The sequence below is a fragment of the Rhodococcus sp. MEB041 genome (genome assembly GCF_030208955.1).
Lineage (GTDB): Bacteria > Actinomycetota > Actinomycetes > Mycobacteriales > Mycobacteriaceae > Rhodococcoides.
In genome coordinates this window covers 449,522-459,044 of the sequence record NZ_JARVSZ010000003.1, presented here as the reverse complement: position 1 = coordinate 459,044, position 9,523 = coordinate 449,522, and the positions used below count along the sequence as shown (strand labels likewise).

Below are 9,523 nucleotides of genomic sequence, written 5' to 3'. Positions count from 1 at the left end.
CCCGACCGGCCTCCGGCCTTCCCGCCATCACCCGACCGGCCTCCGGCCTTCCCGCAGTACAGGGTGGTACTACATTCACACTCGTGACGACTTCGAGGACCACCGCCCGCGAGCGGCTCGCCACCGCCCGTCTGTACCTCTGCACCGACGCCCGCCGCGACACCGGCGACCTGGCCAAGTTCGTGGACGCGGCGCTGTCCGGGGGCGTCGACATCGTGCAGCTCCGCGACAAGGGGTCGGCGGGCGAGAAGAAGTACGGCGCCATCGAGGCGAAGGACGAGCTCGCCGCTCTCGCGGTCATCTCCGCCGCGTGCCGCCGTCACGGCGCGCTGATGGCCGTCAACGATCGTGCCGATCTGGCGCTCGCCTCGGGCGCCGACGTGCTGCACCTCGGCCAGAACGATCTGCCGGTGCACTACGCGCGCCGCATCGTGGGCCCGGACGTCGTCATCGGGCGCTCCACGCAGAACCGGGCACAGGCCACGCTCGCCGACATCGAGGACGGCGTCGACTACTTCGCCACGGGACCGGTGTGGGCGACTCCCACCAAGCCGAACCGTTCGGCCGCGGGCCTGGACGTCGTGCGTGAGGTCGCCGAATCGCATCCCACCCGGCCGTGGTTCGTCATCGGCGGGGTCGAGGAGAACAACGTCGCGCAGGCGCTCGAGGCGGGTGCGTCCCGCATCGCGGTGGTGCGGGCGATCACGCAGGCTCGCGACCCCGAGGCGGCGGCCCGTCGACTGCTCGATCTGCTGCCGTCGGTCTGACCGTCAGAGTCCGTCCGGCGACAGGACGGTGACGTCGGCGGGAACCGCCGAGCGCACCGCGTCGTCGGCCGTCACGACGACGACGCGCAGGTCGGTGTCGTTCCGGACGGCGGCGAGCGCCGCGTCCACGTTCTCGGCCCGCACGGTGTCGACGATCCACCCGAAGCTGCCGACGGCCAGTCGTACGGTGCGCGCCGGGAGGTCGTCGGGGGCGCCGGCGGCCAGGACGGCGCGGACGGGCACGGTGCGCAGCGACGGCCAACTCTCGGCGAAGGCGGGGTGCAGCGGCAGCGAGTCCACCTCGTGCTCGGCGACCCAGCGCAGTTCGGTGCTCTCACCGTTGGGAACCGTGTCGAGTTCGCGCTCCGCGTCGGCGATCACAGTGGTGTAGGACCACCCCGAGTCCTCGACCTTGGTGACGTGCTCGTCCCGCACGGTCAGCAGGTCGTCGGTGATGCCCGCCTCCTCGCCGGCCTCGCGCACGGCCGCGTGGACGGCGCTCTCGTGACTGTCCCTGGCACCACCGGGCAGCGCCCACGTCCCGCCCTGATGACTCCAGGCCGCACGGTGCTGCAGCAACACCACGGAGCCCGCCGACCCGGTCGGAGCCCGCAACAGCAGACCGGCCGCGCCGTGTCGTCCCCAGTGCCGGCTCCCGTCGCTGCTGAAGACCCAGCCGTCCCCGTCACCGCGCATGGTTCACCGTCCGCATTCCCCCACCTTATTGCTCCTCGCGTTGCCTGTGCTCGGACCACGGTGGGCCTATGCTCGAATCCGGACATGAGGGCGACCGATCGCGCGGGAAGGGGTCGAGGTGTCACAGCAGACGAGTGCGCTGACTCTGCGCGCGCCCGTCGACACCCGCTCCGAACGGTCGGAGTTCCTCCGTTCCACTCCCGTCCGGCTGTTGGCGGTGGGTCTACTGGTGGTCGCGACGCTCGTGACCACCGCTCTCGTGACGACGCTGTCGGTGTCGGACCGCCAGCGCACCCTCGAACTTCTGCTCGCGCGCACCGAGCCGCTGTCCGATGCGGCGCAGAACCTGTACGTGCAGCTGTCGGTCGCGGACGCGACGGCGGCGACGGCCTTCCTCTCGGGCGGTCTGGAACCCGGTGACGTCCGTGGTCGGTACACGGACTCGCTCGGAGCGGCGGCGGGCGAGGTGGTCCGCGCGTCCACCGGACTCGCGAGCGACGACGCGACGTCGCGGCAACTGCTGGCGACGATCTCCACGAACCTGCCGCTGTACGCCGGCATCATCGAGACCGCGCGGACGAACAACCGCGTCGGCAATCCGGTGGGTTCCGCGTATCTGGCCGAGGCGTCGACCCTCATGCAGAACACGATCCTGCCGTGGGCCGAGGAACTGCACGCGGAGAAGTCCGGTGACGTGTCGGATGCGCAGCGCCAGTTCGCGACACCACCCTGGTCGGCGTTCGTCGTGCTGGGCATCACCGTGCTCGTGCTCGTCGGCGCGCAGATGTTCCTGAGCCGGAAGACCAAGCGCACCGTCAACGTCGGTTTCGCGGGTGCCACGGTGGGCGTCGTACTGCTGCTCGGCTGGATGCTCGTCGCGGGGCTCATCTCCTCGACCGCCACCGACCGCGCTCTGGTGCGCGGCGCGGAGCCCCTGGACCTGCTCACCACCAGCCGGATCCTCGCCCAGCAGGCACGCGCCGACGAGACCATCGGCATGACGCGGCGCGGCGGCTTCGCCGACTACGAGAAGTCGTACTCCGACGCGGTGTCCGGCCTCGCCGACACCCTCGGCACACTCGCGCACGACGACGACACGCACAGTCCCCGGATGGACGACGCCCGTGCGCTGGTGTCGCTCTGGACCAGCTCGCACGACCGGATGAACGCGTCGCTGGACGTCGGCGACTTCGACACTGCCGTCACCATCGCCACCGGAACGGCTGCCGGCGACTCCAGCGACGTGTTCGGTCGGCTCGACTCGGCTCTCGTCGAGGAGATCGAGGCGTCCCGCGCGTCCCTGCGAGACGACGTCCAGCGTGCGTCGGGCGTGCTGGCCGGCCTCACCGTGGGCACCGGCATCGTGTGCGGCCTGGCCGTGCTCGCCGTCGTGGGCGGTATGTGGTCGCGTATCCGGGAGTACCTGTGATGCGCCGCGCGGCCGTGATCGCCGCCGCGCTCATCCTCGTCCTGACCGGCTGCGCGGACACCACGCCGGTGCCGGAGGCGCCGGACCGCGCCACTGTCGCCGAACCGCTGCCCGACGGGGCTACCGGCGTCACCCCGGGCGCACCGATGCCACCGGCGGAGGACTGCGGCGACCCCCGTGCGAGCCTGCGGCCCAACTACGCCGCGCCCGACGGCGCACCCGTACCCGCTCCGAACGTCGACGCGATCCGCGCCCGCGGGCGCCTCGTCGTCGGGCTGGACACCGGCAGCAACCTGTTCAGCTTCCGCGATCCCGTGAGCGGTGAGATCGTCGGCTTCGACGTCGACATCGCCCGCGAGGTCGCCCGCGATCTGTTCGGGGACCCGGACCGGCTGGAGTACCGCATCCTCGCGTCCGCCGAGCGGATCGACGCCCTGGCCGAGGGCGAGGTCGACATCGTCGTCAAGACCATGACCATCACGTGTGCCCGGCGCGAACGGGTGACCTTCTCCACCGTGTACTACCAGGCGGATCAACGGGTCCTGGCCGTCAAGGGCTCGGGCATCACGGGTGTCGGTGACCTCGGCGGTCGGCGCGTGTGCGCCGCGGCGGGCACCACGTCGTTGCTGCGCATACAGCGTCTGCAGCCCAGTGCCCAGATCGTCAGCGTGCCCAGCTGGGCGGACTGTCTCGTGGTGCTGCAGCAGGGCGGTGTCGACGCCGTCAGCACCGACGACGCGATCCTCGCCGGACTCGCCGCCCAGGATCCGTACCTGGAGATCGTCGGGTTCTCCATCGCCGCGGAGCCGTACGGGATCGGCGTGACGCTGGGTCACGACGACCTCGTGCGCGTCGTCAACAGGACGCTCGAACGCATTCGCGGCGACGGCACCTGGAACCGCATCTACACCCAGTGGTTGTCCGTCCTCGGCCCGTCTCCTGGCGCGCCCTTTCCCGTCTACAACGGCTGATCATGAGTACCGAACCCGATCTCGAGGCGACCCGGGCCTCGTTGCGCGACGAGGATCCCGACGCCACCCGCGCCGCCCTGCGCGAGCAGGACTCCGACGCGACGAGGGCCTCGGTGCGCCCCGAGGAGGACGATGCGACGCGGGCCGCGCTGCGCGAGGACACCACGGGGCGCACCTCCCGGCCGAGCCGCCGCGTACGAACCGGAAAGCGTCGTCGCCTCGGTGGTGGGCTGGTGGAACTGCCGCGCATTCCCGAGGTCGATCCCGCGACCGCTGTCATGTCGGACCCCCGCGTCCCGGAGAGCAAGCGGTTCTGCTGGAAGTGCAACGCCCCCGTCGGGCGGAGCGTCGACGGCCGGCCCGCCCATCCGTCGGGTGACTGCGACAGGTGCGGAACGCATTTCGACTTCTCCCCGCTGCTCGAACCCGGTGAGATGGTGGCCGGGCAGTACGAGGTGCAGGGGTGTATCGCGCACGGCGGACTCGGGTGGATCTACCTCGCCATCGATCGCAACGTCAGCGATCGCTGGGTCGTGCTCAAGGGCCTGCTGCACTTCGGCAACGCCGAGGCACACGCGGTGGCGATGGCGGAACGCCAGTTCCTCGCCGAGGTGACCCACCCCGGCATCGTCAAGATCTACAACTTCGTGGAGCACCCCCGCCCCCTCGCGCCCGGCTCGCAGGAGGCGCCGTCGTCGACGGGGTACATCGTCATGGAGTACGTCGGCGGTCGCACGCTGCGCCAGATCATGACCGACAACCCGACGCGCACGAAACTGCCTGTGCAGGAAGCCATCGCCTACCTCCTCGAGGTGATGCCCGCACTGGCCTACCTGCACTCCATCGGTCTGGCGTACAACGATCTGAAACCCGAGAACGTCATGGTGACGCAGGACCAGATCAAGCTGATCGACCTGGGCGCGGTGAGCCAGCTCGAGGACTACGGGTACCTCTACGGCACGGCCGGATACCAGGCACCGGAGATCGTGCGGACCGGACCCACGGTGGCGTCCGACATCTTCACCGTGGGGCGCACTCTCGCGGTCCTGACGCTCGAGATCGCCTCGGAGCACGGGCGGTACGTGGACGGCATCCCGGAGGACGCGCCCGTCCTGCAGGAGTACCAGTTCTTCGCCCGGCTTCTCCGACGCGCGACGGCCGCCGACCCGCTCACCCGGTTCCGCAGCGCCGACGAGGCGGCGAGTCAGCTCAGTGGTGTGCTGCGCGAGATCCTCTCGCAGCAGACGGGTGACAGCCACCCGTCGCTCTCGTCGGTGTTCAGCCCGCAGCGCACCACCTTCGGCACCGACGAGCAGGTAGCCGTCACCGACGTGTACATCGACGGACGGCACCGCGTGGCCAGGCTGGATCCGCGCGACGTGGTGGCCGCGCTTCCGGTCCCCCTGATCGACACGTCGGACCCGAGTGCGCAGCTCATCGCCGCGGCCGTGCACAGCGAACCGCACCAGACGCTCGACTCGCTGCGCCTTGCCCGCGAGAACGGCCTCGATCGCACCGTGGGCGACGACTCCGTCGGGTCCGTGGAAGCGGTGCTGACCGAGGCCCGCGCGTATCTCGATCTGGGCGAGGGAGATTCGGCCGCGGAGGTGATGCGCAGGCTGGACGACGTGACGGGCAACTGGCGTGTCGACTGGCACCGCGGCACCATCGCGCTGCTGTGCCGTAACTTCGTCGACGCCGCCGACAAGTTCGACTCGGTGCTCTCCGCGATGCCCGGCGAGGTCGCACCCAAGCTCGCGCTCGCGGCGACGGCGGAACTGTTGGCGCAGCAGACCTCCGACGACGGCCACGACACGTGGTGCGCCCTGGCCGAGACGATGTACACCACGGTGTGGCGGACCGATCGCACCATCGTCAGCGCCGCGTTCGGTCTCGCCCGCAGGCTCGCGGAACGGGGTGCGCTGCTCGACGCCATCATGACTCTCGATCTGGTGCCCGCCACGTCACGGCACTACTCGATGGCACGGATGACCGGCGTACTCACACTGCTCTCCGGCTCCGCGGCCGACATGGACGAGGGTGCGCTCTACGAGGCGGCGCGGCGCGTCGAGGCGCTGCCGGCGCGCGAACCCCGTGCGCTGCAACTGCGGACGGTCGTCCTGGGCACCGCGCTCGAATGGATGGAGTCCGGGCACACGCCCGAGTCCACGGTGCCGCTGCTCGGCGTGCCCTTCACGCGGGACGGCCTCCGGACGGGCGCCGAGACCGCCCTGCGATCCCTCGCCCGGACCGCGCGGACCCGGTCGCACCGCTTCGCCCTGGTGGACCTGGCCAACGCGGTGCGGCCCAAGTCCCTCTTCTGATCAGCCGATCAGGGCCACCGCGGCGCGGGCGATGGCCAACTCCTCGTTGGTGGGCACCACGAGGACCGTCACCGGGGAATCGTCCGTCGAGATGACACGGATTCCCTTGCCGCGCTCGGCATTGCGCTCCTCGTCCAGCTCGATCCCGTACATCTCGAGGTCCGCCAGGGCCGCTGCGCGCACCTCGGCCGAATTCTCGCCCACGCCGGCGGTGAACGTGACGACGTCCACGTGGCCCAGCTCGATCATGTACGCGCCGAGGTACCGCCGCAGGCGATGGACGTACACGTCGAAGGCCAGGGCCGCGGCCTCGTCACCGTCGTCGATGAGGCGCCGGAGCTCACGGAAGTCGGTGACACCACTCAGTCCCTTGATACCGGAGCGGCGGTTGAGCAGTTCGTCGATGGCATCGACATCCATGTCGGCACTGCGCCGCAGGTGCATCACGATGCCGGGATCGATGTCGCCGCTGCGGGTTCCCATCACGAGCCCCTCGAGCGGGGTGAGGCCCATGGACGTGTCCACCGCGACGCCGCCGCGCACGGCCGATGCCGAGGCGCCGTTGCCGAGGTGCAGCACGATCTGGTTCACGTCCGACGGCGACCGTCCCAGATGCTCTGCCACGCGGCCACTCACGTACTCGTGGGACGTGCCGTGCATCCCGTACCGCTTGATGTCGTGTTCGGCGGCGGTGGCCGCATCGATGGCGTACGTCGAGGCGGCGGCGGGGAGGGTGTGGAAGAACGCCGTGTCGAACACGGCGACCTGCGGCACGTCGGGCAGCTCCCGGCGCGCCACCTCGATCCCACGCAGGTTGGCCGGATTGTGCAGGGGCGCCAGCGCACTGAGCTCGTCGATGGTGGCCACGACCGAGTCGTCGATGAGGGTGGGCTCGCTGAAGACGGTGCCGCCGTGCACCACTCGATGTCCCACTGCCGTGATGCCCGCCTCCGCCAGGGGCAGTCCCGCGTCGGCCATCATCTCGAACGCCAGCCGGAGGCCCGTGACGTGATCGGGGATGTCGGTCGTCTTCTCCGTCGTGTCGTCGCCGCGGGTGACGGCCACGCGCCCGTCGGCGTCCCCGATGCGCTCGACGATGCCCTGCAGGACGCTGTTTCCCGAGTCGGGGTTCACCACCTGGAACTTCACCGACGACGATCCCGAGTTGACGACCAGCACCGTGCTCACTTCGCGACCTCGAGACCGTCGGTACCGGACTGGGCCTGGATGGCGGTGATCGCCACGGTGTTCACGATGTCCTGCACCAGGGCTCCTCGACTGAGATCGTTGACGGGCTTGCGCAGTCCCTGCAGGACCGGTCCCACCGCCACGGCGTTGGCGCTGCGCTGCACCGCCTTGTACGTGTTGTTGCCGGTGTTGAGGTCGGGGAAGACGAACACGGTCGCCCGGCCCGCCACCTCGGAGTCGGGCAGCTTGGACTTCGCCACCGACGGGTCGATGGCCGCGTCGTACTGGATCGGCCCCTCCACCAGCAGATCCGGCGCCCGGTCGCGGACGAGGTCGGTCGCCGTCCGGACCTTGTCCACGTCGGCACCCGATCCGGAATCGCCGGTGGAGTAGCTCAGCATCGCCACCCGCGGCTCGATGCCGAACATCGACGCGGTGGCCGCGGACGAGACGGCGATGTCGGCGAGCTGCTCCGACGTGGGATCGGGAACCACGGCGCAGTCGCCGTAGGCGAGCACCTTGTCCGCGAGACACATCAGGAAGATGCTCGAGACCGTCGAGACCCCGTCCATGGTCTTGATGATCTCGAAGGACGGCTTGATCGTGTGCGCCGTGGTGTGCGCGGCGCCCGAGACCATACCGTCGGCAATACCCTTGTGCACCATCATGGTTCCGAAGTACGAGATGTCGGACATGATGTCGCGGGCCTTGTCCTCGGTCATGCCCTTGTGCTTGCGCAGCTCGACGTACTCCGCGACGAAGTCGTCCGTGTACTCCGAGTTCGTCGGATCCAGCACGGTGGCCTCGGACAGGTCCACCCCCAGTTCCCCGGCCCTGCGCGTGATCGCCGCCTCGTCGCCGAGGATGGTCAGATCCGCGACCTGCCGTTGCAGCAGTCGTCCGGCCGCGCGCAGGATCCGGTCGTCCGACCCCTCGGGCAACACGATGTGCTTGCGGTCGGCGCGGGCCCGGTCGATGAGCTGGTACTCGAACATCTGCGGCGTCACCACCGACGGCATCGCGACGTCGAGGCGGCCCAGGATCTCGGCGGCGTCGACGTGGCGCTCCATGAGCGCCAGCGCCGTGTCGACCTTGCGTTGCGATCCGACGGCCACCCGCCCGCGAGTGGACGCGGCCACACTCGCGGTGTCGAAGGTTCCGAGTTCGGTGGTGAGGATCGGTAGTCGGGGCTGCAGACCCTCGATGAGCTTGGCGATCATGGGATGCGGTGTCAGTCCGCCGTTCATGACGATGCCGGCGAGCGACGGAAACCCCTCGGCCTCGTGGGCGTTGACGAGCGCGAGCACGACGTCGGAGCGGTCGGCCGGAGCGATGACGACGACTCCCTCGGTGAGTCGCTCGAGAATGTGCTCGGCCGTCATGCCGCCGACCATCACGCGCAGGGCCTCCCGTTGCAGCAGTTCGGCGTCGCCGCTGTAGAGCTCGCCCTTCATCGCGTGCAGCAGTTCGTCCATGGTCGGTGCGACCAGCAGCGGTACCTCGGGCAGAGCCCACGCCGGCACGTCCTCTGTCGAGAGCTGCGCAATGACGTCGTCCAACGCGTCGGGATCGCACCGGTTGGCGACGATGCCGGCCAGATGGGCGCGGTGCGTCGACAGTTCCGATCGACACACGTCGGCGAGGTGGGCGATCTCCTCGGGCGTGCGTTCGGAGCCACGCAGCGCGAGGAGCACCGGGGCGCCCAGGTTCACGGCGACGCGCGCGTTGAACCCCAGCTCGCTGGGACTGGCGATGTCGGTGTAGTCGCTGCCCACGATCACCACGGCATCGCACTGGGACGCGACGTCGTGATAGCGGCGCACGATCTCGGCGAGCGCGGCGTCGGGATCCGCGTGCACCTCGTCGTAGGTGACGCCGAGCGACTGCTCGTACGTGGTGTCCGCGGTGGTGTGGTCGATCATGAGCTCGAGGATGTAGTCGGTCTCGGACGACGACCGAGCGATCGGCCGGAACACACCGACCCGAGCCGTCGAGGCACCGAGCATGCGCAGCAGCCCCAACGCGATGGTCGACTTGCCGGTGTCCCCCTCGGGCGACGCGATGTAGATGCTGGAGACGGGCGAGCTGGGCGTGTCTGCGGGCGCGGCGACCATGGTCTCAGCCTAATGGGCGCGCCGCCGCGGGCGT

7 protein-coding genes are annotated in these 9,523 nt (G+C 69.9%); 4 read left to right on the top strand and 3 right to left on the bottom strand.

Annotation, left to right across the window (positions count from 1 at the left end):
- Positions 1 to 83 precede the first annotated feature (83 nt).
- On the top strand, positions 84 to 767 hold the full coding sequence (gene thiE, locus QRN16_RS11960) for a thiamine phosphate synthase (protein WP_056442251.1): 684 nt from the start codon (positions 84 to 86) through the stop codon (positions 765 to 767).
- Between the two features lie 3 nt (positions 768 to 770).
- Here the strand turns inward: thiE and QRN16_RS11955 are convergent, their stop codons facing one another.
- Entirely contained in the window at positions 771 to 1,463 is a 693-nt protein-coding gene (locus QRN16_RS11955; RefSeq protein ID WP_285186908.1) for an NUDIX hydrolase, read from the bottom strand.
- Positions 1,464 to 1,581: 118 nt separating this feature from the next.
- On the opposite strand from QRN16_RS11955, the gene QRN16_RS11950 reads away from it, so the two are divergent.
- Genes QRN16_RS11950 through QRN16_RS11940 form a run of 3 tightly spaced genes read left to right on the top strand, consistent with a single transcriptional unit; the run spans position 1,582 to position 6,187 of the window.
- On the top strand, positions 1,582 to 2,892 hold the full coding sequence (locus tag QRN16_RS11950; protein ID WP_051613449.1) for a GlnX family signal transduction membrane protein: 1,311 nt from the start codon (positions 1,582 to 1,584) through the stop codon (positions 2,890 to 2,892).
- Entirely contained in the window at positions 2,892 to 3,863 is a 972-nt protein-coding gene (locus QRN16_RS11945) for a glutamate ABC transporter substrate-binding protein (protein WP_027506227.1), read from the top strand. The genes QRN16_RS11950 and QRN16_RS11945 overlap by 1 nt, the downstream gene beginning before the upstream one ends.
- 2 nt (positions 3,864 to 3,865) lie before the next feature.
- The gene (locus QRN16_RS11940) at positions 3,866 to 6,187 is read left to right on the top strand and encodes a serine/threonine-protein kinase (RefSeq protein WP_051613448.1); all 2,322 of its coding nucleotides are present in this window, start codon (positions 3,866 to 3,868) and stop codon (positions 6,185 to 6,187) included.
- Here the strand turns inward: QRN16_RS11940 and QRN16_RS11935 are convergent, their stop codons facing one another.
- Together QRN16_RS11935 and pta are read right to left on the bottom strand one after the other, a co-directional pair.
- Positions 6,188 to 7,375 (bottom strand): acetate kinase, encoded by a 1,188-nt coding sequence (locus QRN16_RS11935; protein ID WP_285186907.1) that lies wholly within the window; start codon positions 7,373 to 7,375, stop codon positions 6,188 to 6,190.
- On the bottom strand, positions 7,372 to 9,489 hold the full coding sequence (pta, locus tag QRN16_RS11930; protein ID WP_027506224.1) for a phosphate acetyltransferase: 2,118 nt from the start codon (positions 9,487 to 9,489) through the stop codon (positions 7,372 to 7,374). The genes QRN16_RS11935 and pta overlap by 4 nt, the downstream gene beginning before the upstream one ends.
- Between the last annotated feature and the right edge of the window lie 34 nt (positions 9,490 to 9,523).